We start from the raw sequence: 24,805 nt of genomic DNA, 5'->3' as shown, positions 1-24,805 counted from the left end.
CCTAATTAATGACTATTTTTTTCGGGAATAAGTGCTGATAAGGAATTAGTTTCCTGTATAAAACTATTTAGTTGTTTACTAGTTAATTCTCCTTCAATAGAAGCAACAAAAAGCTCTTTAAATTTATTTAAATTATTACTTGCTTTATCTATTGCTAATATTATATCAGCATTCTGTGTCAGAACAGTTAATCTTGTGTTAATCCACGTATCTTCATTATCTAGACTTTCTGATTTAAGAGGTTCAATTACAAGGCGTTGTTCTTGTAAGTCTTGTATTGTTTCGACATCTTCTTGCACTAATTTACTGATGATTTTCAGGAGTTTTTCTTGTGTTGTTATTTCTTGATAAATTGTGTATTTTCGCTTTTCTAATTCTCTTCTAAGTGAGCCATTAATCCGAGAATCAAGAACTATCTGAGTGACTGATGGCAACTTATCAATTTTGATGGGGCTTAAATTTATAAGCTTGCTATCACTCTCCTCTAACTGAGCAGTTATATTCCCAACTGCTTTCTCAGTTCTAACTGGAGAGTCAGAATCAGCTAGCTCTATAAGTTTACTAAAGTATGCTTGCAATAACTCATTATGCTTACGAAGTTCATTGATAAGTGAAAGCCGTTTTTTATCTTGTTCTGACAATTCATTATAGGTATTAACAATTCCATCAGCAGGTTTATTACCATTGACTTGTATCCTATCTCTTCTGCTCTTTAATACCTGTTCAGATGTTGCCTTGATTTTAATCTGACCAGCAGTATCTAATAGAGAGTTAGTAGTTTCAGCAAAAGCTTTTCCAGACTCGGCGAATTTTTTATACTCATCTGTAGACCTACAGCCACTTGTGAAGGTTGCTATAATCACTATTACTGCCAATGTTTTGTGAAAATTTTTCATCATAAGTATTTGACATTAAATTGCTTATTCAGAGCGTTGTTTTGCATACACATTATTTACTTAAGTTTTGAACTTCTGGCAAGATTTTAGTTAAAATCGGTTAACGTCTACATATTCATGTCCTGCCCCAGCGTTTACACTCACTTGACCTGGTTGATTTTCTAAATTTTCTACCCAAAGAGTTGTATTACCTCCAGCAGCCCATGTCGGAAAAGTAGTACCATTGCCACTAGGCAATATTACAGGATTAGACACGGTATTTTACTCCTTAAACTTCATTTAATAAGTTAAGTTTTTGGAAAAGGCAAGGTTTAGCTTGCTTGCTAACCCTTTCGCTCTTTCTTAATCTCAATACTATTCTTTATTAATTGGATTGATAATTAACTATTTTTAGGTAAGAGACTAATTAAGTATTAAGTATTTTTAGATTATTCTCACAATGTATCGGCTCAATAATCCGGGGTACGAGAGAAAAATAACAAGATGAGCAAGATCCACAAAACGTCATAGAATATGACACATGAGGCAAAAGCAATCGTTTGACTCCTCAGTATCCGTGCTGCTGCAAGCCATCGACCCATCACGGATTGGAGACGAGTCCGTGCGTCGAACTGTAGAGATATTATTAAATCTCGTAGAAGAATTAAACTCACAACTCAAAGAACTACGAGAAGAAAATCAAAGGTTGCGGGATGAAAACAACCGCCTGAAGGGAGAACAAGGAAAACCAGCTATTAAAGCCAAGCAACCCAAAGACGAAAAAACTAACCACTCATCCGAGAAAGAACGACAAATCCCAAAAAAGCACAGCAAAAGCAGTAAGAACGCTGATCTAAAAATAGACCGAGAAGAAATATTAGAATATCGCCTAGAATTACTGCCAGAAGATGCACAATTCAAGGGTTATGAAGAAGTAATCGTTCAAGACATCAAACTCACAACCGATAACGTACTATTCCGTAAACAGAAATACTACTCTCCATCCGAGGGAAAAACCTACTTAGCAGAACTACCATTGGGTTACGAGGGAGAATTTGGTCCAGGAGTAAAAGCCCTTGCTACCCGTTTGTACTACGGGGGCAATATGACCCAAGGTAAGCTGCTGGAATTTTTAGAGGATATGTGTAATAGAAGCAGCAGCGATTGCTTTTTATCATCAGCAACCCGACTGGCCAGTGGTGCATACTCTTGTTTGTGATGATGCTCCTCAGTTCAAGTTAATAACTGATGATTTGGCTTTGTGCTGGGTACATGAAGGGAGACACTACAAAAAGTTGAGTCCTGTGGTTGCTTGCCATCAACAGATTTTAGAGCAGTTTTTGGATACATTTTGGAATTATTATCGAGAATTACTAGCTTATAGAGATTCTCCAAATGCAAAACTCGCACGGGAACTAAAGTCTAAATTCTGGGAACTGTTCGATACAAAAAGTAGTTATGAGCAGTTGGATGAACGAAAACGATTAACTGCTGCTAAAGCATTGGAGTTGCTTCACGTTTATGAGCATCCGGAACTACCGTTACATAATAATCCTGCCGAGCTAGCCGCTAGGACTATGGTGCAACGACGTAATATTAGCTATGCAACTCAAACTACTCTTGGTACTAAAGCTTGGGATACCTTTATGTCTCTTGTTGCCACTACTCGGAAGTTGGAAATCAGCTTTTTTGAGTATGTGCGTGACCGTATTTCTAAGATTGGGAAAATCCACTCTCTTGCGACTATTATTCGTGAGAAATCTTCTGGTAATCCCTTTGGTTGGTCGTGGCAATCAGAATAATTGCCTACCCCGAAGTATTGAGGGGATACCTCACAATAATAAATACGCTTATTTGCAAATTGCATAATAAGCGGATCAGATGCACGATAATATATTAGTTTATTAATTAGCGCCTAATACTTAGATAATATTTTAGGGTGTCATTACAACAATGAGTGAAAACGCTGTAGTTTTCTCCAAGCACAGAGAGTATTTTGATAGTAATCTCGAAACTGACAGTAGAAATGATTGATATTTTGATAGCCTACTTTTAAAGCAATCTCATCAACGGAGGAATTAGTTTATAAAAGCAAGGTGCTTGCTTGCGCTATCCGACGCTCGATAATCCAATTATTGACCGTTTTCCCGGTAAGTTTTCGCACTAAGTCGGTTAAATAAGCTGAGGAATAACCAACTGCTTGAGCTACTTCTTTTAATCTAATACTTTGATGATAATTAACTTCAATAAACTCGAAGACCTCACGCAGTCGGGGAATGGATGGAAATATGGAATCTTGAGTATTTACTTTTTTACTTTCGTTGTTAGTAGAAGATTTCTCCTGTTTTAGATGAACGCTAACAAGACCATTTTATGTAAAAGTTGCCATTGTTCTTTTCCTTTAAGAATTAAGGTTTTTTGAACATCAGGTTTAGCTTGTTCAATACCTTAGCCAAAATAAGAGGATGAAGAGAGAGGGCCAGTGTAATAGAGTTATGTCTTCGCATAAATTTCCAAGCTGGGGTGCGATCACCTACGGTGGGCGCTTGCGGCATCGCAAACATGGCTTTCTATATGTCCGTGAAATCTTAAAGCTTCGACTACGCTCAGCTTTAACGTCGAGCGAAGCCGAGACGTTAAAAATGCGAGACTGAAATCCCTGAGCCTATTTTATTAACCCAGATTTTTGCCAAGCTTAGTGGTAATGGTCGTGTTCATCCCGTTTCCACAAATGTTTCCGAAAAAACAGCCAAAACAATGTTGTTCAAGGTACTACTGTATGAAATAATCTCAATATTGTCCGGTAACTACCACCCATGCTTGTCCAACGCGAGATTCCCAACATAGTGACTCTGCCGCTCATTGCTAACATTGCCAGGATTGTTTGGTTCAATTGTCGCAGCGTTGTAGCGTTTATCTGCGGTAACAGGCATTGTAACAATGATAAGATATCCGGCATGGGCGGCTTGTGGTTTTCGAGTTGTCGTTGTGAGAGACAATAACTCTACTACGAAACGTTCTACCTCTTCATGCTCTTATTTTGGCTAAGGTATTGTGATGAAGGAACTATTTTTATGTCTGAGTTCTCTAGAAATCTGGCATTTATCATTGGCATCAATAATTACATAAACGGTATTTCTTCTCTACAAAATGCTACCAATGATGCTAAAAAGCTAGTTGAAGTATTGCGAGAAAAGCATGAATATCAAGTATGGGTGTGTTTAGACGAAGTAGCTACCCTCAAGAATTTAAATCAACTTTTAGAAAAAACGTTACCAGAACAAGTAAATGAAAATGACCGCTTGCTATTTTACTTTGCTGGTCATGGAATAGCCTTGAATGGAGATGATGGCCCAGCAGGTTATTTAATTCCCCAAGATGCTAAATTAAATGCTACCCAAACCTATCTACCAATGGCTAAGTTGCAAGAATGCTTGGAGAAACTACCCTGTCGCCATTTCTTGGGAATCCTCGACTGCTGTTTTGCTGGAGCCTTTCGTTGGTCAAGCAACAGGGATTTATTAACAGCACCAGAGGTCATCCATAAAGAACGTTACGACCGTTTTATTAGCGATTCAGCTTGGCAGGTAATAACTAGCGCTGCTTATGACCAAAAAGCTTTAGATGTATTTAATTTGAATACAGAACGTGGCTCATATGGCAACCATTCTCCCTTTGCAGCAGCATTAATCGAAGCGATTGAAGGTAAGGCTGATATTTACCCTCCTTCTACTAATGGCAAACCTCTAGGAGATGGAGTAATTACTGCTACCGAACTCTACTTGTATCTGCGTGATGCCATAGAACCAGCCACAGAAGAACATCGCCAACGACAAACTCCTGGGATTTGGCCTTTAAAGAAGCATGATAAAGGGGAGTATATTTTCCTTTCCCCTGGACATCCACTTAACTTACCGCCAGCACCATCTCTGGATGCCTCGAAAAATCCCTACCGAGGTTTGGAATCATTTGACGAGGAACACAGCCAGCTGTTTTTTGGTAGAAATGAATTAGTAGAAAAGCTACAGAATTTTGTCAAAACTCATCCCCTGACGGTAGTATTGGGCGCTTCCGGTTCGGGTAAATCTAGTTTGGTAAAGGCAGGATTAATTCCCCAACTGCGGAAAGACGATACAGATAAATGGTATATTTTACCACCCATCCGTCCTGGTGAGACTCCTTTCCTGGCGTTAAATAATGCTTGGAAAAATGCCCAATTACCAGAACTAACAGCCCAAAACCCACAGCAGAACCTGGCGATTGGTATTGATGTTTGGGCGAAAAATTACCCCAACTATAAGTTATTACTGTTTATTGACCAAAGCGAAGAAATTATTACACTCTGTCAAAACGAGGATGAGCGCAAGGAGTTTTTCCAAGAGATACTCAAAGCAATCAATGCCCATAGCGATAGATTGCGGGTAGTGCTATCCCTACGCTCTGACTTTGAACCCCAAATCAGAGATATTGGCTTGAAGTTTGTCCCCACAGTCGTTAAAGTCGCAAACACAGTGCTTAAAAATCGTTGGCACACGGGACGATTTATTGTGCCAGCGATGACACGAGGGGAACTACGAGAAGCGATTGAAAAACCCGCAGAAACACGGGTAATGTATTTTCAGCCCCACGAACTTGTAGAACAATTGATTGATGAAGTGGCGGATATGCCAGGAGCATTGCCCCTGCTTTCTTTTGCCTTAAGCGAACTTTATCTCAAGTACTTAAAGCGACAATGGGATGCCGAAAATAGAGGTATAACAATTGACCGAGCGCTGACTCAAGAAGATTATCAAGATTTGGGAGGAGTCATCCAATCACTGAGGCAAAGAGCTGATGAAGAATATGAGGCACTAGTTAAAGAGAATCCAGCTTATGCCCAGATTATCCGCCATGTGATGCTGCGAATGGTTGCCCTTGGTGGAGGTGAATTAGCACGCAGACAAGTTCCGTTATCGGAACTAGAATATCCGCCTCCTAAAAATGGTTCAGCTAAAGAAGTAATTGAACGCTTTACCAAAGCACGGTTATTAGTTAAAGGAGAAGATGCTGAAGGTAATCCCTATTTGGAACCTGCCCATGATGCTTTAGTGCGGGGATGGCAAAAGCTGCTGATGTGGAAGCAGGAGGATGAGGAAAATTTAATTCTGCAACGGCGGTTGACTCCAGCGGCGATGGAGTGGGAAAGTGTTAAAAATAAGGATAAAGAACAGCCAAAAAGAGTTTTAGACAAGGTTGATCCTGTTTTAGATTGGTTAGATGGACGACTTTTTACTGTCGAAAACTTATTCACTCAAATTTCTGTTCACTTGGCTCGACTGTTACGGCATTCGCAGAATCAACAAGGGCAATCTCGGCAGAACCCCACCCAATTTCTTTGGGATAGTAATCCCTATTTGGTGTTATTAGATCGAGAACTTCATGGTGATGACAACTGGTTAAACCAAGTCGAAAGAGAATTTATACAGAAAAGTGTTTTAAAAAAACGTCGGAATAGTAGTTGGCGGTGGCGGATTGCGATTGCAGTTATGTTAGGCTTAAGCGGGTTGACTATTATTGCTGGGATTAGTCATAGACAAGCGCAAATAGATAAAACTCGTGCTTTTCGAGAAACAGCAGAAGGAAATTTGCGTTCTAACCTTGGGTTCGATGCGCTGCTATTTAGCTTACAGTCAGTAAAGTCCCTTGAACACCCACTTTTGCAGGTATTTAAGCCAGATAATGACTTACAAAATGAAGTCAGATTAACCCTGCAAAAGGCTATTTATCAAGTGAACGAATTAAATCGTCTGCAAGGACATGAAGGCAGTAGTATTCCCAGTGTCATTTTTAGTCCAGACGGCAAACTCCTGGCTAGCGGAGGAGATGACGGTACAGTCCGTTTGTGGAACTTAAAGGGTCAAGAGGTCGGAAAATGGGAAGCACATAAAGGCATAGTCAGGAGTATCAGCTTTAGCCCCGATGGACAATTAATAGCTAGCGGAGGAGAGGATGGTATAGTCCGCTTGTGGAACTTAAAGGGTCAAGAAAAGAAAAAATTTAAAGAGCATCAAGGCGAGGTCTTCAGTGTCAGTTTTAGCCTGGATGGACGACTATTAGCTAGTGCAGGGCGTGACAACACTGTTCATTTGTGGAACTTACAAGATCAACATGTGAAAAAATTAAAAGGGGATCAAGAAGGGGATAAAAAAGGTATCTGGAGAGTCAGTTTTAGTCCGAATAGTCAACAAATAGCTACAGCAGGAGAGGACGGTATAGTCCGCTTGTGGAACTTACAAGATCAACATGTGAAAAAATTAAAAGAGCATCAAAACTCTATCTGGGGCATCAGTTTTAGCCCGGATGGACAGCTATTAGCTAGCGCAGGATATGACGGTATGGTCTGCTTGTGGAACTTGCAAAGTTATCAAAAGTTAGAATGTAAAAAGCATGAAAGCCCGGTCTGGAGCGTCAGTTTCAGCCCAAGTGGAAAACGATTGGCTACTGGAGATGATCGAGGTACTGTCCGCTTGTGGGATTTGCAAGGCAATCAACTTCAGCTATTCAAAGAACTAAAAGGACATGCAGGTGCGGTCTGGAGCATCAGTTTTAATCCGAATAGTCAAGGACAGATAGGACAAAAAGTAGACATGGCGTCTTCAGGAAATGATGGTACCATCCGCTTTTGGAACTTACAGGATAAGCATATTGCTGAGTTTAAAGAGAAGCGAGAGACGGTTAAAAGTATTAGTCTTAGCCCCGATGGACGGCAGTTGGCTACTGGAGACGAACAAGGTATCGTCCGTTTGTGGAACCTGCAAAATATGGGCTTAACAAAAAAACTCAAAGACAATTCTGCTCTAATCGGCAGTCTTACTTTTAGCCCTGATGGAGGGCAGTTGGCTACCGGAGATGAACAAGGTATTGTCCGTTTGTGGAATCTGCAAAATATGCACTTGATAAAAAAATTCAAAGGGTATTTTTTTCCAATTACAAGCCTAAAGTTTAGCCCTAATGGACAGCAGCTAGTTGCAGCAGGAAAAGGGGACTTCACAGCCCATTTGCGGAACTTACAGGGTGATATGTTGAAAATGTTTTCGCACGAACAGCAGAATGTCAATGGTGTCAGCTTTAGTCCGGATGGACAACAACTGGCTACTGTTGGAAATGATAAGACAGCTCGCTTATGGAATTTACAGGGTGACAGCTTGGCAGCATTTCCACATCAAAGCTTCATCAATAGTGTCAGCTTTAATCCAAAGAGACAACAACTAGTGACTGGAGATGAAGCAGGATTTATCTACTTTTGGAATTTGCAAAGCAAGAGCAAGACGCCAGAAAAGAAATTTAAAGCCCATCCCACAAGTGCAGTTAAAGATGTCACTTTTAGTAAAGATGGGCAGTTATTGGCTACTGCGGGAAAAGACGGTTACATTCGCCTATGGAACTTAAATTACCAGCAATTGGTAGAATTAATGGCACATTCAGGTGGAACCTCAAAAGTGATTTTTAGTCCAACCGGAAAGCAATTAGTCACGATGGGAGAAGACGGAACTACCAAGTTGTGGAATATTGAATCATTTGATGAATTAGTTACAAAAAGTTGCAGTTGGTTACAGCACTATTTGGAAAGTCATACTTCGGTTGAAAAAGGTAATAAATACCCCTGCCAAAAATAGCCAAAAGTAATCTCCAGATAGTAGGTGTATCTCCACTGGCTATGATATTGTGCTACTCTGATTACTCAGCTTATTTTGATCGGGTGATTCGGGAATTTTAATTACTGCACCTATTGGAATGTTGTTCATATCAATGTCTGGGTTGGCGTGTTGAATGTTAGGCCACAAATCTCCATTATGATAATAGATTTCAGCAAGTTTTCTATAGTTGTCACCCTGTTTGGTTGTGTGTGTATTCATTAATATTTTCCTTGTTGTTGTGAGTTTTCAACTGCCGTTTCCGTACAGATTTATGCAACATTGAGTACTGGCAAATTAGATTATTCCTGAATTTGCCAGAAATGGTGTAAAAGACTAATTCGACTAATTAGCAGTTCCGAATAGTGGCTGCTGGCAATTCCCAATCGACAAAACTTGACAAGCTGTTTTAACAATCATTTCAGCACTTGGCATATCATCTGATGAGTTATCTGAGTCTTTTTCTTTTTGTAGAGTCCATATCATTATCCCCGCAGCATCGTTATCAACAACTGCTTGTGCTAGATCGCGCACTTTTGATAGAGTATAGTTATTATTATTCCACTCAGGTGGTACTTGCACTCCCATAACTACTCTGCCTTTGAAATAATATTGATAAGCTTTTAAAGCTTCTTGAGGGTTGTAAATTTGACCTCCATTAAAGGACATGACATGAAGTTGGTCAATCATTGTAGCCTCAGAAGAACGCAAGAAATCCAGCATTATACCTGTCTTATTGTTTGAAGGTTTGGCATCAATCCAGTCATCTTCACCATAAGCACCAATACTCCATGCCGCAAAGGTAACTAAATAAGGTCTAGGTAGAACCTGACGAATTTCGCTCACAACTTTACGCATAAGATCGCTAAATTCTCTTCTCGTACCATTACTATGCTCATAATCAATATCAACCCCGTCAAAACCAAAGTCTGTGATAATATTGGCAATTGCTGTAGGATTGAGTTGAGCAAAATTGTTATATTCTTCGTTGGCTCCCCCGATTGATACTAGCACCTTGGTATTAGGATTGCGTTTTTTCAATATGGCGATCGCGTTTCTCACCACTGTGCCATCACTATCGTTATTATCAGACCAGAATCCTAAGCCTGTACCTTTAAGATTGCAGTTTCCACTGTAGCTACAATCTGGCTTTATAAAAGCTACAACTACCGTGTTCACATACAGGGCTATATTTGACAAGCTTTGCTTTTCCGGCTCGCTAGCCCAGTTCTCTGACCAACTCTCAAAGTAGCCAACTAAAGTTTTTTCACTCATAGATTCTTCTCCAATGTCATTAACAATTGGTCTTCCAAACTTAATTTACCCGGCCGTCCTGTTTTCTGTTTTGGCTGACTGTGAGTAGGCGCAGCCCGTCGTAGACATCGCACTACCTCTACCATCTGCTTAAAAGTATCCGGACGTACACCACACAAGCGTTTAAAGTCTTCTGACTTTAGGCTCTTCACTTGTTCGTAGGTCATAGATGCTACCCAAAGTCTAATCTACTTTTCCCACTTATCTAGGACTTTTGCAAGAGGTCTATGCCTCCTATACAACCAATCCCCATTGCGGAAACTTGACTAGCTATGTGCAATATCAGTAGGGTAGAGTCAATAGGGACTATTATGTCCTGCACCTCTCTGTTATAACCATACGTGTAGGTATATAAAAGTATAGTTTGAAAGAACAGAAAGTTAATTTTATTTATTAACTTTCTGTGGGATATATGGCTGTAATTCCAAATTCCAAAACTTAGCCTACTCGTCTAAAAGAAGAGATGGTGTCATTAGGAATTCCAACGTCTTCAACCCTAGCATAACTTCCTGGATCGAGAACTTTACAAGTACCTTGTAAATTTGCATCAGTACAGAATGTCCATGTTCCTTCATTGATAACAATTGAAGAAGCTTGGTCATTATAATTTGTGGCACTCAAATCGAGTATCTCAGAATCAGCACCTAATGCATCGCCACCAAAATTGATATCATTATAAAGCACTACAGCAGCCATTGTTTTTTCTCCTTGAATAATTGAGTTTTGTTGTTTAGAAGTTGTTTGCAGGAAAGCTTTTAATTAATAATCATAGTAATTAAAATTTAATTCCTAGATTATCAAAGAGTTTGAAACTTTATTTGCTCTCTTTTCTTTCCATATATACATAGTATTTTAATGCAATATTATTGACAATTAACTATTTTTAGGTAAAATTATAATTAATGATTAAGTATTTTTAGATTGTCCTCAAAAAAACTTGGAAATCAAATATTTAAGATTTTCTAAGTATTCTCTAAAATTTAGGATTAGCATTCCAATTTAAAAATGTGTAAACTTTATGATTATATCTAAAAATATCCCCCTATAATAAAACAGGTTTTGGGTATTAGTTACAAACAATGGTGTTTATAATATTTTTATCCAGAAACTTTAGTTAATCTAGACATGATAAATGTCTTCTAAAAAAACTTAAAGGAAAAAGCAGCAGTGAGTAATTGCTTCAGCAATTACTCACTGCTGCTCATTTACAACCTGGTAAATCTACAAACTGAGTATTTGGTAATTGAGGTTATTTCGCTTGCAACTAGCAATAGTAACATAAGCCAAACAAGCATTGTAGTCAGCAAATGTAAGACTTATTTAACCAGCCATTCCTTCTAATGTTTGCAGTATTTGGTTCTAAGCTACTTTACAACGCTGTACTTCTCTCCAAGCACGAGGAGTATTTTTATAAGAAATGCGAAACTGACAATAAAAATGATTAATATTTTGATAGCCTACTTTTAAAGCAATCTGTTCAACGGACTCGTTAGTTTCTAAAAGCAAGGTGCTTGCTTGCACTATCCGGCGCTCGATAATCCAATTATTGACCGTTTTACCAGTAAGATGTCGCACTAAGTCGGTTAAGTAAGCTGAGGAATAACCGACTGCTTGAGCTACTTCTTTCAGACTAATACTTTGATGATAATTTAATTCAATGAACTCAAAGACCTCACACAGTCGAGGAATGGATGGAAATATGGACTCTTGAGTATTTGATTTTTTCCTTTCGGTGGTAGTAGATAAGTTCTCCTGTTTTAGATGAACACTAACAAGACCAATTTCTGTAATAATCACCTCAAACCCTGCTGTTTCTAAGCATTTAATTAAGAGGTTTTGGCTTTCATGACTAGCGTTGTTTACTAAAATATTGGTCATTTTATCTCCTAATATTTAATATAGTTATCCCGTTTTTATAGGCGTTGAACCCTCGTAAATTGGCAGAGGTATTGGTACTAATGTAATATCTATTAACCCAGTTTTCTGCGCGAATGCTACTCATACCCCTGATTTAGTGAATTTGCTTTACCAATATTTCGGGTATCTACTTTCGTGGGTAAAATTATTATAGAGAAGCGCAACAAGGATTAAAATTATTGCTCCAAAAAGAGTGGGAAACAGCAGAAAAGTCCATACTGGTTTTGTCAGGTAAATAATAACTGGATTGGAGCCTGCTGGTGGGTGAGTTGTTCGGGTAAGCATCATCACAGAAATGGCAGTACCAACAGCTATAGCAACTGACCACCACGTTGCTCCAAAAAGCCTCAGACATACTAAACCAATAAAGGAACTCAAAAAATGACCTGCGAGTACATTTCGCGGTTGTGAAAAGGGTACATCTGGAAACCCAAAAACCAAAACGCAGGACGCTCCAAAAGAGCCTAGTACAAGTGCTACAGAAAATGTATTGCAGAGAAGCGCGATCGCACTGATTGCCAGAAATCCTCCTAACCAAGCAAGTATTATTGCTCTAGCCGAATGCTTAGGAGGTAGTTTACTATTATCTCCTTTGAACTTATAAAAAAAAATTATCCAAGACGCTGTTTTTCTGGTGCTACCAGTATCGCTGTTTGATTGCCTAAGCATACACATTCACCTCAAATTGTTAACTGCTTTGTACAGACTGGTCTGTACAAAAAATAAATGGTTAATTAATTAACTGCTTAACTGCTTCTCGTGCAGCTTGAATAGCTCGTGTTGATCTATATATTTGACTCTCAATAATTGCTCCTTCAAACAGAAGATAGATGAAATCCGCAAGCATTACTGTATTATTTTTCTTGGTTGAAAGATTCAATCTGTCAACTAGTTGCCTAATGTAATCCTGCAAAGCATTTTTGTGATTTACAACCAAGAGCCGAATTTTACTGTCGGGTGACGGAAATTCCGAGGCGATGTTTAAGAAAGCACAGCCTCTAAAGTTGCTATCAGGCAACCATCGTTCTAGAAAAGTAAACAGGCTCAACAAACGTTCTTGGTGATCTTCATAGAGTTCAACCTCTTGCTGCAACCAAGAAAACCAATTTTGATGACGCTTGTGCAAGTACGCTATACACAACTCTTCTTTAGAGGAAAAATGGTGATAAAAACTTGCTTTGGATACCCCTGCTTCTGCAATCACTTGATTGATACCAGTAACATGGTAGCCTTGCTCGTAAAACAGCCTAGATGCTGTTTGTAAGATTTTTGTACTGGAGTCACTAGATAAATTTTGTAAGCTCATAAAATAAAGATACTTTGGACAGACAAGTTTGTCTAGTACGAATCTGAATATTTTTAAATTTTCAGTTGGCAGTAGGTAAGGCACAAGACTTGAAAAAATTTCCCGCCGAATTATAAATATTTTAGGCATAGCGTTGACATATTGGCGCTTTTGATATCCAGTAAAAAGGGACAGCGGGACATTTTTTATTGGATCTTCCTAAGCGCCTCCCCTACTAATAAGTCCTTGCGAACTTTGCCCGTCGCCGTCTTGGGCAAGTCGGTGAAGAAAAACACTTGGGGTTGCTTGTAACAAGCAAGTTGAGACCCACAAAAATCGCGCAAATCTTGTTTGGTGAGGGCTTGGGAGCCTCCTACCTCCACAAAAGCCACCAAAAGGGTGTGGTTTTTCCCTAGATCTTCGGGTGAGATCCCAATGACTGCCGCCTCTATTACAAGTTCGTGTCGGCACAGCACATTCTCAATCTCTATGGAGGAAATGTTCTCCCAACCATAGTCAGTTTCTATATAGATTAAGTCCTTCAGGCGAGCTCGAATCTCTAGATAGCCATCTGGATGGATAATTGCCATGTCGCCGGTGTGGAACCACCCATCCCGAAAGGCTTTTTTGGTAGCTTCCAAATTTTTGTAGTAGCCTGTCGCTACTGTATTACCCGCCACAATCACTTCCCCCAAGGTGCGACCATCCCAAGGAACGTCTCGCTTTGAGGCATCGACCACTCGCAATCCCGTTCCAGCATGGATAGTTGCTACTCCTTGACGGGCACGCTTAAGGGCACGGTTTGAAGCTGGCAATGCCTGCCATTCTTCTTGCTCCTCACAGACGGCGTAGGGACCGAAGGTTTCATTTAACCCATATTGGTGGATGAAATTGACCGCCATCTCATCTAATCGTTGGATCAGGGTAGGAGCAGGAGCAGATCCCCCCGTGGTAATCGTCAGCCCCCGAAATGCTTTTTTGTCGCTAGGGGCTGATGCCAGCGATCGCACAAGGCGAGGAGCACCAGATAGGTGGGTAATCTGGTACTGGGAGAGTGCCTGACTTATATCTGCAAACCCATCGCAGATTTGATCACCTGGCAGGACAACTTGGGTGGCTCCCACGGCGACATTTGCCCAGATATGCCCCCACCCATTAACATGAAACATGGGGAGCAGCCACAGATACTTCGAGGCTCGGTTGAGTCCAATCATCAGCGCCTGCCCCAGTGCATTCAGGTAAGCGCCTCGGTGATTGCAAATTACCCCTTTTGGACGACCAGTAGTACCACTGGTAAAGTTGATAGCGAGGGGATCTAGTTCGTTGACAACGGTTTGATCCAGCCGAAAATCGCCATTTTCACCCGCCAGACAGATTTCGTAGTCGAGGACTCCAGAATAGATTGGGTTGGCAGCACCATTGATCACAATTACTTGTTGTAAGTGGTCAAGGGGAAACTGAGGGTCAAGGAGGATTTTCTCGCTCAAGGAAGCATCCACAATCAAGACTTTCGCCTCGCAATATTCCAGCAGAGATAGGAGGTCTGGCGCTGCCAGCCAAGGATTCAGCATGACGATCACTGCACCGATGGCTGGAATGCTGAAGTGGGCTTCGATTGTCTGTTGATTATTCTGTGTTAAGAGAGCAACCCGATCTCCATACCCCACCTGGAGTCGCTTTAGCACTTGTGCCAAACAGCGAGAGCGGTGCAATAGCTCGGCGTAAGTCACTATTCCATCAGGGTAAACGATCGCGCTTCGGTTAGGAAATGCCTGACCACTGCGCTCTAAGAAAGTGGTTGGACTCAAGGGTACATAGGAATGCATAGGTTCTCTATTAATATGAACTGATATAGCGATCGTGGGATATGACGAAGGACGTGCAAAATTACCCATATTGTAAAGTTTAGTAACATAAATTCTCAAAACCCACTTGCTTGGGATGCCGGAATGTATGCCTAACCAAAACAAAGAAACTACCATTGAAGATGCTTATACTCTGATTTTATGATCAGAGTACTTCCCACTGATGACTATCCTGAAACAGGCTTAACATCTTCGTTGCCTGAAGCAAATTCGTTCCACAAATCAGGTCGCTGCTTGACCTTGATATAACGTGTAGCCAAAATGGTGCAGCCATTGATGGAAGCCATTGTATGAAAAGTGCTTGGTGAACGAAGTATTAACGATCCGGGCAAGAACGTGACACCATTCTCTATATAATCCCCAGTTAACACTAAAACCATTTCATATCCTATATGTTCATGCAAGGCAACAAATGCGCCTGCCTCATATTTAAGAATTGCGGCATCGGAACCTTGCGGGTCTTGATCTACCAGACTAAATATTGTGTGAATTCCAACACCTTTTCTAATCTCTGGTTGATAAGGTACGAACTCAAGATCATCCGGTAAGGAAACATTTTCCATGCCTAAAAACTTAATTACCCTGTCGTTGATGGAATTGTATGGGAATGGGTCGAACTTTACTTGCCCATTGCTCATCAATTGGCCTTTTCTTGGAATTGGGGCATCACTTTTGTTTGTATAATTGTATCCCAATGAAAGTATTTTTGACATTTGGTTGTTTTTTAACATTTGCTTGCTCTTTATTTAAATTAATTGAATCTTTCTTTGTTCTTGGCTAAGAGGATGTTTGAAAAGTCAGACTTAAAACCCCGCTTCCATTCATTTCCCTCTTCAGAAGAGAGGCTTTGAAACCGCCATTTATTTATATGGAAGGCTTGCTCAGGGGGCTAGGTTTGGGAGGTATTGCTGTTACCAACAATACTTTTCAAACATCCTCCATTTAAGCGAAGGAGAGTCCTTTATTGGCTTGATTGCGGGTTTCTAAAATGCCCTTGAGAATGCCGTCATAAACTCCGGCTCTGGCTTCCAGCATCCGCATCGCACTAGAGAACACCTTTTGCAAGTCAAGAGAGGTGTGTATATAGGGTTTTCCGGCAGCAAACCACCCCTCACCGTGGTCTTGATCGAGTTCGCAGTGAACGACAAAAAATTTCACCATCTTTTCACTCAAACCACGACGGCGCAGGTGTGCCAAAACTCGGCGCTGTTGGAGGGGAATTGCCAATTCTAAGGCTCCCATCCCGCCAATGCCGTAATGAAGTCCATCGGCAAACCAGCAGAGGTTAATCTTGGTATTGAGCAAGTGGCAAGTCTCTGGGTTAATATCTTCTTCCCGCGCTCCGCCGAAGTAATCCATTAGGGGTTCAAATAAATTGGGGTGAGCCTGGGCGAAATCCCCCTGACCGAACTCGTCATGGAGATTGTGATAAAGTTCTTCGCGCATCTCAAAAGGTACAATCAGGCTGAAGGCGGCAACGTGCAGGTGAAAGCGTTGCATGTTGACTCGGTAATTGGCAAGGAAGTAGCGGACTTCTTCATCGCTCAAATCATCGCGATCAAACAGCTTAAATAGTGGATGGTGGTTGACGCGATGCTGGCTAATCCGCTCTTTTAGCCACGGCATGAAAACTTCAACGCAATCGAGTTCAGTGGGGAGTTGCTCCTGGGGTAAATATTGCTGCTCAACTTGCTCAATCAGGTGGCGAAGTTCCCATTCTCTGAGGAAGCGGGGAGTTGCTAACCCAAACCCCTCTCGCATTAAGCGCAAGTTCATGTCAAATAAAAGGAACTGAATTTTTCGCCAAGCCAGACCTCGTTTATTTTGAAAAGCTTCATGTGCCAAATTTTCGACTTGCTCGATGGGATATACATACTGCTTAAGCACTTCCCAGGAATTGGTCTGTACTAAGTCAGATTTGACTGATAATTTTTCAGAGTAATTCAATTTCAACATTCTCTTTCTTCCTTAGTAAAATCGATGTGAATTTCTATTTTTTAGGAACTCTGGTTATCAAGCTGGCATTGAGTTCCCTTTGGTTTGAACCTGATATATTTATCAAAACCCACTGCATACTGGCTTACCGCCTGAGGATTACTGACTTATTTCTGAGTTGTGACTGACTTTGAACGCGTTAGTGGTAAAATTCATCAAGTCCTAATCAAACGAGCCATGTCAAGGTCGCTTAGGGTTCGTCAGGAGTTCATTCAGAAAGTCAAACTGGCAGTCAAACGTAACGGCTTCCCCAGCCAAAGAGCTTTGGCTTTTGATGTAGGGTTGGCTTTAGCTACAGTCAGCAACTTTCTCACAGGTAAACCAGTTGACTATCTAACGTTTGAAGAACTTTGTCAGAAGTTGGCACTCTCGTGGAGAGAAATCGCTGATTTGGATTTTGAACTGCCGTCCCGGACTGTAGATCAAGATAAAAATACTGGAGCAGTAACCACTAATAATCAAAACTGGGGAGAGGCGATTGATGTCTCAGTTTTCTACGGGCGCACCGAAGAATTAGCTACACTAAAACAATGGATTATTAATGACCATTGCCGACTGATTACTTTAATCGGTATGGGTGGAATTGGTAAAACAGCTTTGTCTGTAAAATTAGCGCAGCTTTTGCAAACCGAATTTCAGTACCTGATTTGGCGAAGTCTGCGTAATGCGCCACCAATTCATGAGCTTTTGAATGACCTAATTAAGTTTTTGTCCCATCAGCAAGAAACAACTTTACCAGAGAACTTAGACGGTAAAATCTGTTGTTTGATAGAATATTTGCGTGCAGAGCGTTGTTTATTAGTCTTAGATAATGTAGAGTCAATTTTATCAAGTGACAAACGTGCAGGAGCATATCGCCAAGGGTATGAAGGATATGGACAACTGCTCAGAAGTTTGGGAGAGACTGACCATCAAAGTTGTCTAGTGTTGACCAGTAGGGAGAAACCCAGAGAAATTAGGATTAAAGAAGGTATCAATTCTCCGATTCGTTCACTGAGGTTATCTGGCTTAACAGGGGGAGAAGGCGAGAAAATTCTCGCAGAAAAAGGCTTTTCGGTTTCAGAAAATGAATGTCAATCGTTGATAGAGTTGTATGCAGGCAATCCTTTAGCGTTGAAGATTGTTGCAACTACTATTCATGAGTTATTTGACGGAAATGTTGCTCAGTTTTTGGAACAAGGAACCATTGTTTTTGGTGATATTTCTGACTTACTTGACCAGCAGTTTCATCGATTGTCAACTTTAGAACAACAGGTAATGTACTGGCTGACAATTAATCGAGAATGGGTATCATTTAGGGAATTACAAGAGGACATTATTCCTGCTGTTTCACTCAGAGATTTGTTAGAAACTTTAGAGTCTCTACAATTGCGCTCACTAATTGAGAAGACTGCTGGAAATTTTACTCAACAACCAGTGGTGATGGAGTATGTTATCAACAGCTTAGTTGAGCGGATTTGTCAAGAAATTCAAGTTGGAGAAATAGCCCTATTTGATAGTTGTGCATTAATCAGAGCTACTGCCAAAGATTATGTGAGAAATGCACAAGTTCGGCTACTCCTCAAGCCCATTGCAGATAAATTACTAAACCTTTTTGGTGTCCCAGAAAATGTGCAAAACTATTTGAATCAACTTTTATCAAAGCTGAAGTCTTTTGCCCCTCGAAAACCAGGATATGCGGGTGGTAATATTCTCAATTTACTTTGGCAGCTTAATATTGATCTGAGTGGCTATGATTTTTCTAACTTAACAGTTTGGCAAGCTTACCTACAGGATATGAATTTGCATCGAGTTAACTTCACCAATGCGGATCTTAGTAAGTCTGCTTTGACTCGAACTTTAGGGGGTGTTTTAGCAGCGACTTTTAGCCCAGATGGAAAACTATTAGGAACAAGCATTGATAATGAGATTTGGTTATGGTCTGTTGCAAACATCAAACAAATTATTACCTGTAATGGTCATGCTGCTTGGGTACAATCACTTAGGTTTAGCCCAGATGGAGATATTTTAGCCAGTGGTAGCAACGACCAAACGGTAAAATTGTGGAATGTCAATACTGGGCAATGTCTGAAAACTCTGCGAGGTCATACAAGTTGGGTGCAATCCCTCGCTTTTAGTCCAGATGGAGGAATTTTAGCCAGTGGTAGCAACGACCAAACGGTAAAATTGTGGAATGTCAAAACTGGTGAATGTCTGCAAACTTTGTTAGGGCATAGCAATCGGGTAATTTTTACTACTTTCACTGACAATGGACAAACTTTGGTAACAGGGGGTGAAGACGAAACTGTGAGAGTGTGGGATGTAAACACAGGTTCTTGCCTGCGAGTCCTAGAAATCCCCATCAATTGGGTATTATCTATTGCTCTTAGCCCAGATGGGCAAACACTGGCAACAGGAAGCGATCGCACAACGGTAAAATTTTGGGATTTAGCCAGTGGTAAATGCATAAACATATTACCAGATTACAACAGTCATGTGTGGGCAGTTGCTTTCAGCCCAGATGGTCAAACACTGGTGACGGGGAGCGAGGATAAAACTGTTAAAATATGGGATGTCTTTACAGGAAAATGTCTGCAAACTTTGTATGAGGGTAGTAATTCACCTACAGGCGATAGCAACGCTTCACGCATTTGGTTGGTTGCTGTTAATCCAGATGGTCAAAGCTTGCTGAGTATTAGTGAAAACCAAACCATGAAGTTATGGGATATCCGCACTGGACAATGTTTGAGAACAGTGGATGGGTATATTAATTGGATATTATCCGTTGCTTTTAGTCCAGATGGTCAAATGTTGGCGAGTAGTAGCCAAGACCAACGGGTGAGATTATGGGATGTGAAGACAGGACAATACCTGCGAACCTTACAAGGGCATACTAATCTGGTATCATCAGTTACCTTTGCTTCCAAAGACCTAGATGGTTACACAGGTGAAAAAAGCATAACGTCATCTGATATTGGGAAGCAACGAAAAAGTCAGATTCTGGCAAGTAGCAGCGACGACACAACTATCAAACTTTGGGATGTAAGTACAGGAGAGTGTTTACAAACACTTTGGGGACATGATAGTTGGGTACATTCTGTTAGCTTCAGTCCAAATGCACAAATTTTAGCAAGTGGCAGTCGTGACCAAACGGTAAAGCTTTGGGACTGGCATACGGGAGAATGTTTACAAACGTTGAAAGGACATATTCATGAAGTAAAAACAATTACTTTTAGCCCTAGCGGTAAAATCCTAGCCAGTGGTAGCGATGACAACACTATCAAAATTTGGGATGTAAGTACAGGAATTTGTTTACAAACTTTGTCAGAACACAGTGATTGGGTTTTATATGTTATGTTCAATCTCCGTGCAGATATTCTTGCTAGTGCCAGTGGAGACCGGACTATTAAGTTGTGGGATGTTAATACGGGGCAATGTCTACAAACGTTGAAAGGTCACACATATCGAGTTAGAACAATTGCCTTTAATTTAGATGGCAAGATTTTAGCTAGTGGCAGTGACGACCAGACTGTTAAATTGTGGGATACCAGTACAGGTGTTGTTCTCAAAACATTTCAGGGACACCACAAAGCTGTACGGTCAATTGCCTTTAGTCCTAATAGTCCCATTTTAGTTAGTAGCAGCGAAGACGAAACCATCAAGCTTTGGGATGTTGAAACAGGTGAATGTGTAAAAACCATCAGAATTGATAGACCCTATGAAGGTATGAATATTAAAAACGCAAGTGGTTTAACAACACCTGAGAAAAATATATTGAAAGCTCTTGGTGCAGTAGACAGAGAAGAAGATGCTATTATTCTCACATAAGGGTTAATTATTATACATTGGGTGCAAAAAACGGTATGGAAAATCAAGAACCTAAAAAAACTCCTGAAATAACAGTAGAATCTGATCATTTTCCAGGAACAGATACAGGCACTGACATAAAATCTGATGCATCAAGTCATCAAAATATCAAAGTAGAAAATAAAGAACCTAAAAAAGCTCCTGAAATAACAGTAGAATCCGATCGCTCTCCAGGAACAGATAGAGGCTTATAGCCTGCTCCTGAAAAAAGTACCAAAACTAGCACAAAATAGCGATCGCATTTTTGTAGTTAGAGTTTTTGGTTTTTGAATGGCGATCGCATTTCCCAAGCCGCCGTAATACCCCTCTTATGTCACTTTCCGGGAGGGCGATCGCACTTATCTACCCAAATTTGAGAAATAACTGCTATCTGTAATGCTCTAGAAAATTACAGATGCGACAGCTTATAACACTGAGTTAAACGAGGTGAACACAACCTAAAAAAGCGAAAAAAGGCTGCCTAAATCCAACAGCAAACACTGAAGATTCTACGCTGTGAGCAACAATATATCCAACATAGAACCAGCCCTTTCAAGGTGTCTGTTTTTAGGTATTATTTTTGGGATAGAATTTTAGCCGTAGAAACATGGGGTCGTTTGGAAGGACGAGTACGTTTTAGTACCCTTCTTGTATTTTTTGGTGCGCGAGGATGGGACGCGAAAACAACTAAATTAACACGAGATGCCAAGTCTCGAAGTATGTTGGCCAGTTCAATTAGATTCATTTTTGCAAAAACCTTCCATTCTGAAGGGGGAATTGCAATCATCATGCCACGGTAAGTCCCGCGAATTTCATCAGCGAGATAATAGCTTGACACTTCTTGCTCAATTTTTTTAATGCCATGAATACTTCTCAGAGCAGCTAGGACAACAGAAAGGATATTGTAGGAAACCAAGGCAACGCAAAAAGCAAACACAGCAGCTTTAGGATAACCGAGGGTTTTAATTTCGCAATTAAATATTTCAGTTAAAATCTGGAATAAAGTTTCTATAGTCCAACGTTTACGGTAGATTTGAGCCACAAGTAAAGCATTAGCAACCTTTGTGGAGAGATTAGTCAGGATAAAGATTTCTGAGTCTCCATCACGGGTAGTTTCATCTAAAATTATTTTTACACGCCGAATATTCGATAAATAGCCCTGATCATCGCTGACTTTAACAGTTTGTTCAAAAACTGTTCCTCCTTCTACTGAACCAATATGGCGAAATTCTGAGACATCATACCAAGGAAAACATTGATGCTCTCGGATGATGAAATAGCCCTTTATCGCTACGATACCACTCAAAAAGTTCAAAGTGCAGAAATTTCGGTCAGCGATCCACACATCATCTTCTTCTATTGTGGTCAAAACTTTATGTAATAAGGAACGCTCTTGAGCATGAGCATCTTCACAAGGAAAAACATCAATTGCTAGCATTAGAGATGGGTCAAGCACCACCAATGATTGCCCTGGTAAAGGCGCACTGTTACAGTCACGAAGAGGTTTTAGACGATGTTCACTTGCACCGATTGCATTGCCATCTAAAATTTTGAGCCGATAACCAGGTAGCCAATCTGGTAAGCTTCCGTTTAAATGCCGAATAATCGCTTCCATTGAAGTTCCTGTCTCCCTTACTAATTCAGCACTTACATCAGTCTCCATTGCATTTAGCTTGTTATAGACAGAAGTAACTGAAACATTCATTTGTGATGTTTTAGCTTGATATGCAGCATGAATTGAAGGTCTAATGCCACAAGTGACTGTATTCATCATCTCTACTACCGTAGAGAACAGTAATTCCTTTGTATACTGAGTTTTTGCACTTTTCTCAAATAACTCGTCAAGTTTCTGAGGACATAAAATTGTTTCGAGAAGTCCGCGAACCATGACCGAAACCGGACTTTCTTCTACAAAACGCTCAAACACTTGACTTATAATCATTCTAGCTATTCCCCGTTTACCAACTTTATTTTTTCAACTAACTATAATTTGGGGAAAATTACAAGACCTTGAAAGGGCTGGTTCTACAACAATATTTCGCTTATTAAAAGCTACCAACCTCTTATCCTTGCAATCCGGGTGTTTGATAAACTCGTGTTGGAAAATTTTCTAAAACATCAGTTTCACTGTTATTAGACTCATGTGCAGGTGCTACATCTTCCTCTGGTAATGGCAACATCCGCGCTGCTGACTCAATCCGTTCATGTAATGCTTGTGTTAGCGTTTTAATATCTGGAATTGTCACCTGACTTTCTAAAGCAGGTTTAACTTGTGTGTCCCAAAGAGCCTCACTATCATGCGCCCGTTTTTCATCGGCTTTGGACACTGGAATAATTAAAGGATAGGGAATAGAAGCTTGTCCCTCTGAACTATAACCAGGACTGGTAATTACGCACTTGCCTTGAGGAAATTTCAAAATTTCGTCAGCACTGATTACAGGCATTTTTTGCAAATTCTCACTCCAGCTAATTGAACGGCTCATTTGTCCGCCAAGCGATCGCCCCGTGGTACGATTTTTAATCAGCACTTCCTTCTCACCGTAGCGTTTAGAGTAATCCTCAGCCGTTTTGTAATTACCAGGATTGAACAAAACATGAGTACTACACGCAGAAGCGATCGCACTCCCCATCTTATCCCCATAAATATCGTAAAGTTGCTCTAAACTTTGGATACCCAGAATAAAGCAGGCACCATTAGAACGATATTCATTAATCCACTGTGGCAGTCGGTCTAGCTTAATTGATGGTAATTCATCCAAAGAAATAATCAACGGGTCTTTGCGGGGACGGCTCAAATTACCAACAATCATCAAGTGCATTGCCGCTGCCAGCAGAGGCCCAACCACACTGCGGCGTTCATCATCTAGCTTGAACACCACCATCTCTCTACCTTCAAGCTTAGTGGGAATGTCCGATTTCCCTATAAATGCCCTCAGCAAATCAGCTTGGATGAAAGATGAGAAAGTACCTGCTGCTGTGGTCAAAATCCCCGAAATAGTCTTCTCTGCATCCTTGGCACTCAAAAATTGAATAAACGAAGTCGCCACCCATTCATCCAACCTTTTGGACTGTACCGCATGGTCAAGACGCTGTACCAGTTTTGGCAACCGCAGCACCGCATAAAGCATCGCCATATCTGGGTAAGGTGAACCCTTAACTAACTGTAAAAGTGCTTTAGCTAACAAGTCCCCGGCTTTAGCAAAAAACTCATCACTTTTACCACCACTGGAAGCATTGCGGTTAATCACTTGTCCAATTTCCCCCGCCATTACCCCATCGCGTGCATCACGCATATAATCCAAAGGATTGATCACACCGCTAAAGGGTTCACCGGGGGCAAATACTCGTACTTTATAGCCATAACGTGCAGCTAGGGGTGCATGGAGTCGTAGTTGGTCGCCCTTCTTGTCATAGAGTAAAATCGGAAAACCTTGCTGCATCGCACTTTCTAACATCCGGTCTATGGTAGAGTAGGTTTTCCCAGACCCAGGCGCACCTATTACCAGTGTCCCCCTTTCGGCATTGGGAAACCAAACTGTAGGTGCAGCACCAAGCATAGTTTGTATGTTAGCCAGCAACCCCCGCCATTTACCTTTTACCCAATAGCGAGGAGTACCAGACCACAGGGTAACTTTATTGTGTTTGCACTCCTTGATTTGCTTGAGTGCTAGGTTAGTTGCTGCTAGTTTCTCGCTGATACCGGAGACTTTACCAGTGGTGATTTTTCCCTTACCAGTACCACTGATTTGCAACAACAGTATAACGAACAGTATTCCACCTACCATCATCCAACCTTGGGGATTGTTATACTGTTGAAACAACTTGCCAAAGTCAATGCTAGCCTCTTGTGCTTGAAAGGATGACACCTCAATTAATGTCGAGTTAGCAGTGATCTGGTTGTCTGGTAGATTTTTCTGGTAAAGGTTCATAGCCGTTAAGTATGGATTTAACATAAATTTTAGCTACCAAGTTAAAACTAGGTAATTGACCTTATGGACATTTTTTTTAGAGGTAATAGAAGCTTTTTAAATCTTTTTCCCGCCTGAGTTTTTCATA

General features: G+C 40.7%; 21 protein-coding genes and 1 pseudogene. 6 read left to right on the top strand and 16 right to left on the bottom strand.

The window, feature by feature from the left end:
• Positions 1–5 precede the first annotated feature (5 nt).
• Both V7K49_RS12730 and V7K49_RS12725 read right to left on the bottom strand, forming a co-directional pair.
• The gene (locus V7K49_RS12730) at positions 6–899 is read right to left on the bottom strand and encodes a hypothetical protein (RefSeq protein WP_335205810.1); all 894 of its coding nucleotides are present in this window, start codon (positions 897–899) and stop codon (positions 6–8) included.
• 87 nt (positions 900–986) lie between these two features.
• Positions 987–1,151 carry a hypothetical protein gene (locus V7K49_RS12725; protein WP_335205809.1) on the bottom strand — a complete coding sequence of 55 codons (165 nt, stop codon included), beginning with the start codon at positions 1,149–1,151 and terminating at the stop codon, positions 987–989.
• Between the two features lie 265 nt (positions 1,152–1,416).
• Between V7K49_RS12725 and V7K49_RS12720 the strand changes: the two genes are divergently transcribed.
• Positions 1,417–2,094 (top strand): hypothetical protein, encoded by a 678-nt coding sequence (locus V7K49_RS12720; RefSeq protein WP_335205808.1) that lies wholly within the window; start codon positions 1,417–1,419, stop codon positions 2,092–2,094.
• A complete protein-coding gene (locus V7K49_RS12715; RefSeq protein WP_335205807.1) occupies positions 2,072–2,677 on the top strand; it encodes an IS66 family transposase in 606 nt (201 codons plus the stop codon). The genes V7K49_RS12720 and V7K49_RS12715 overlap by 23 nt, the downstream gene beginning before the upstream one ends.
• Positions 2,678–2,958: 281 nt before the next feature.
• On the opposite strand, the gene V7K49_RS12710 is transcribed toward V7K49_RS12715, so the two are convergent.
• Positions 2,959–3,123 (bottom strand): helix-turn-helix domain-containing protein, encoded by a 165-nt coding sequence (locus V7K49_RS12710; protein WP_442948666.1) that lies wholly within the window; start codon positions 3,121–3,123, stop codon positions 2,959–2,961.
• Between the two features lie 247 nt (positions 3,124–3,370).
• Here V7K49_RS12710 and V7K49_RS12705 point away from each other — a divergent pair, with 247 nt between their 5' ends.
• Positions 3,371–3,529: a hypothetical protein gene (locus tag V7K49_RS12705; protein WP_335205806.1), complete on the top strand. Its 159-nt coding sequence runs from the start codon at positions 3,371–3,373 to the stop codon at positions 3,527–3,529.
• Between the two features lie 113 nt (positions 3,530–3,642).
• Here the strand turns inward: V7K49_RS12705 and V7K49_RS12700 are convergent.
• Positions 3,643–3,834: pseudogene (locus V7K49_RS12700) on the bottom strand (transposase); the annotation flags it as partial.
• 115 nt (positions 3,835–3,949) lie between these two features.
• Between V7K49_RS12700 and V7K49_RS12695 the strand changes: the two are divergent.
• Complete coding sequence (locus tag V7K49_RS12695; protein ID WP_335205805.1) at positions 3,950–8,530, top strand: nSTAND1 domain-containing NTPase; 4,581 nt, start codon at positions 3,950–3,952, stop codon at positions 8,528–8,530.
• A 39-nt stretch (positions 8,531–8,569) separates the two neighbouring features.
• On the opposite strand, the gene V7K49_RS12690 is transcribed toward V7K49_RS12695, so the two are convergent.
• From V7K49_RS12690 to V7K49_RS12645, 10 genes are all read right to left on the bottom strand, one after another.
• A complete protein-coding gene (locus V7K49_RS12690) occupies positions 8,570–8,770 on the bottom strand; it encodes a LysM peptidoglycan-binding domain-containing protein (RefSeq protein WP_335205804.1) in 201 nt (66 codons plus the stop codon).
• A gap of 123 nt (positions 8,771–8,893) precedes the next feature.
• A complete protein-coding gene (locus V7K49_RS12685) occupies positions 8,894–9,823 on the bottom strand; it encodes a glycoside hydrolase family 18 protein (protein WP_335205803.1) in 930 nt (309 codons plus the stop codon).
• On the bottom strand, positions 9,820–10,029 hold the full coding sequence (locus V7K49_RS12680; RefSeq protein WP_335205802.1) for a hypothetical protein: 210 nt from the start codon (positions 10,027–10,029) through the stop codon (positions 9,820–9,822). Before V7K49_RS12680 ends, V7K49_RS12685 begins: the two co-directional genes overlap by 4 nt.
• Before the next feature lie 271 nt (positions 10,030–10,300).
• The gene (locus tag V7K49_RS12675; RefSeq protein ID WP_335205801.1) at positions 10,301–10,558 is read right to left on the bottom strand and encodes a beta/gamma crystallin-related protein; all 258 of its coding nucleotides are present in this window, start codon (positions 10,556–10,558) and stop codon (positions 10,301–10,303) included.
• 663 nt (positions 10,559–11,221) lie between these two features.
• Positions 11,222–11,740, bottom strand: coding sequence for a helix-turn-helix domain-containing protein (locus tag V7K49_RS12670; RefSeq protein ID WP_335205799.1), 519 nt, complete (start codon positions 11,738–11,740; stop codon positions 11,222–11,224).
• A 147-nt stretch (positions 11,741–11,887) separates the two neighbouring features.
• On the bottom strand, positions 11,888–12,448 hold the full coding sequence (locus V7K49_RS12665) for an HPP family protein (RefSeq protein WP_335205797.1): 561 nt from the start codon (positions 12,446–12,448) through the stop codon (positions 11,888–11,890).
• 61 nt (positions 12,449–12,509) lie between these two features.
• The gene (locus tag V7K49_RS12660; protein WP_335205795.1) at positions 12,510–13,085 is read right to left on the bottom strand and encodes a TetR/AcrR family transcriptional regulator; all 576 of its coding nucleotides are present in this window, start codon (positions 13,083–13,085) and stop codon (positions 12,510–12,512) included.
• Positions 13,086–13,270: 185 nt separating this feature from the next.
• The gene (locus V7K49_RS12655) at positions 13,271–14,959 is read right to left on the bottom strand and encodes an AMP-binding protein (protein ID WP_335205794.1); all 1,689 of its coding nucleotides are present in this window, start codon (positions 14,957–14,959) and stop codon (positions 13,271–13,273) included.
• A 137-nt stretch (positions 14,960–15,096) separates the two neighbouring features.
• On the bottom strand, positions 15,097–15,660 hold the full coding sequence (locus V7K49_RS12650) for a cupin domain-containing protein (RefSeq protein ID WP_335205793.1): 564 nt from the start codon (positions 15,658–15,660) through the stop codon (positions 15,097–15,099).
• Positions 15,661–15,871: 211 nt separating this feature from the next.
• On the bottom strand, positions 15,872–16,885 hold the full coding sequence (locus tag V7K49_RS12645) for an iron-containing redox enzyme family protein (RefSeq protein ID WP_335205791.1): 1,014 nt from the start codon (positions 16,883–16,885) through the stop codon (positions 15,872–15,874).
• Positions 16,886–17,044: 159 nt separating this feature from the next.
• Here V7K49_RS12645 and V7K49_RS12640 point away from each other — a divergent pair, with 159 nt between their 5' ends.
• On the top strand, positions 17,045–20,731 hold the full coding sequence (locus tag V7K49_RS12640) for an NB-ARC domain-containing protein (RefSeq protein WP_335205789.1): 3,687 nt from the start codon (positions 17,045–17,047) through the stop codon (positions 20,729–20,731).
• A 35-nt stretch (positions 20,732–20,766) separates the two neighbouring features.
• Positions 20,767–20,964 carry a hypothetical protein gene (locus V7K49_RS12635; protein WP_335205788.1) on the top strand — a complete coding sequence of 66 codons (198 nt, stop codon included), beginning with the start codon at positions 20,767–20,769 and terminating at the stop codon, positions 20,962–20,964.
• A 359-nt stretch (positions 20,965–21,323) separates the two neighbouring features.
• Here the strand turns inward: V7K49_RS12635 and V7K49_RS12630 are convergent, their stop codons facing one another.
• The gene (locus V7K49_RS12630; RefSeq protein ID WP_335205787.1) at positions 21,324–22,691 is read right to left on the bottom strand and encodes a transposase; all 1,368 of its coding nucleotides are present in this window, start codon (positions 22,689–22,691) and stop codon (positions 21,324–21,326) included.
• A 121-nt stretch (positions 22,692–22,812) separates the two neighbouring features.
• Positions 22,813–24,702 (bottom strand): type IV secretory system conjugative DNA transfer family protein, encoded by a 1,890-nt coding sequence (locus V7K49_RS12625; RefSeq protein ID WP_335205785.1) that lies wholly within the window; start codon positions 24,700–24,702, stop codon positions 22,813–22,815.
• Between the last annotated feature and the right edge of the window lie 103 nt (positions 24,703–24,805).

It is taken from the genome of Nostoc sp., from assembly GCF_036919675.1.
Classification (GTDB): domain Bacteria; phylum Cyanobacteriota; class Cyanobacteriia; order Cyanobacteriales; family Nostocaceae; genus Nostoc.
This window is presented reverse-complemented; position numbering and strand designations above follow the sequence as displayed.

What these genes read in the sequence shown, in the direction of transcription:
- V7K49_RS12695 (WP_335205805.1), top strand. Translation starts at nt 3,950, where the DNA reads ATGTCTGAGTTCTCTAGAAATCTGGCATTTATCATTGGCATCAATAAT.
- V7K49_RS12635 (WP_335205788.1), top strand. Translation starts at nt 20,767, where the DNA reads ATGGAAAATCAAGAACCTAAAAAAACTCCTGAAATAACAGTAGAATCT.
- V7K49_RS12645 (WP_335205791.1), bottom strand. Translation starts at nt 16,885, where the DNA reads ATGTTGAAATTGAATTACTCTGAAAAATTATCAGTCAAATCTGACTTA.
- V7K49_RS12670 (WP_335205799.1), bottom strand. Translation starts at nt 11,740, where the DNA reads ATGACCAATATTTTAGTAAACAACGCTAGTCATGAAAGCCAAAACCTC.
- V7K49_RS12685 (WP_335205803.1), bottom strand. Translation starts at nt 9,823, where the DNA reads ATGAGTGAAAAAACTTTAGTTGGCTACTTTGAGAGTTGGTCAGAGAAC.
- V7K49_RS12660 (WP_335205795.1), bottom strand. Translation starts at nt 13,085, where the DNA reads ATGAGCTTACAAAATTTATCTAGTGACTCCAGTACAAAAATCTTACAA.
- V7K49_RS12720 (WP_335205808.1), top strand. Translation starts at nt 1,417, where the DNA reads ATGAGGCAAAAGCAATCGTTTGACTCCTCAGTATCCGTGCTGCTGCAA.
- V7K49_RS12655 (WP_335205794.1), bottom strand. Translation starts at nt 14,959, where the DNA reads ATGGGTAATTTTGCACGTCCTTCGTCATATCCCACGATCGCTATATCA.
- V7K49_RS12705 (WP_335205806.1), top strand. Translation starts at nt 3,371, where the DNA reads ATGTCTTCGCATAAATTTCCAAGCTGGGGTGCGATCACCTACGGTGGG.
- V7K49_RS12680 (WP_335205802.1), bottom strand. Translation starts at nt 10,029, where the DNA reads ATGACCTACGAACAAGTGAAGAGCCTAAAGTCAGAAGACTTTAAACGC.
- V7K49_RS12665 (WP_335205797.1), bottom strand. Translation starts at nt 12,448, where the DNA reads ATGCTTAGGCAATCAAACAGCGATACTGGTAGCACCAGAAAAACAGCG.
- V7K49_RS12690 (WP_335205804.1), bottom strand. Translation starts at nt 8,770, where the DNA reads ATGAATACACACACAACCAAACAGGGTGACAACTATAGAAAACTTGCT.
- V7K49_RS12650 (WP_335205793.1), bottom strand. Translation starts at nt 15,660, where the DNA reads ATGTTAAAAAACAACCAAATGTCAAAAATACTTTCATTGGGATACAAT.
- V7K49_RS12730 (WP_335205810.1), bottom strand. Translation starts at nt 899, where the DNA reads ATGATGAAAAATTTTCACAAAACATTGGCAGTAATAGTGATTATAGCA.
- V7K49_RS12625 (WP_335205785.1), bottom strand. Translation starts at nt 24,702, where the DNA reads ATGTTAAATCCATACTTAACGGCTATGAACCTTTACCAGAAAAATCTA.
- V7K49_RS12675 (WP_335205801.1), bottom strand. Translation starts at nt 10,558, where the DNA reads ATGGCTGCTGTAGTGCTTTATAATGATATCAATTTTGGTGGCGATGCA.
- V7K49_RS12630 (WP_335205787.1), bottom strand. Translation starts at nt 22,691, where the DNA reads ATGATTATAAGTCAAGTGTTTGAGCGTTTTGTAGAAGAAAGTCCGGTT.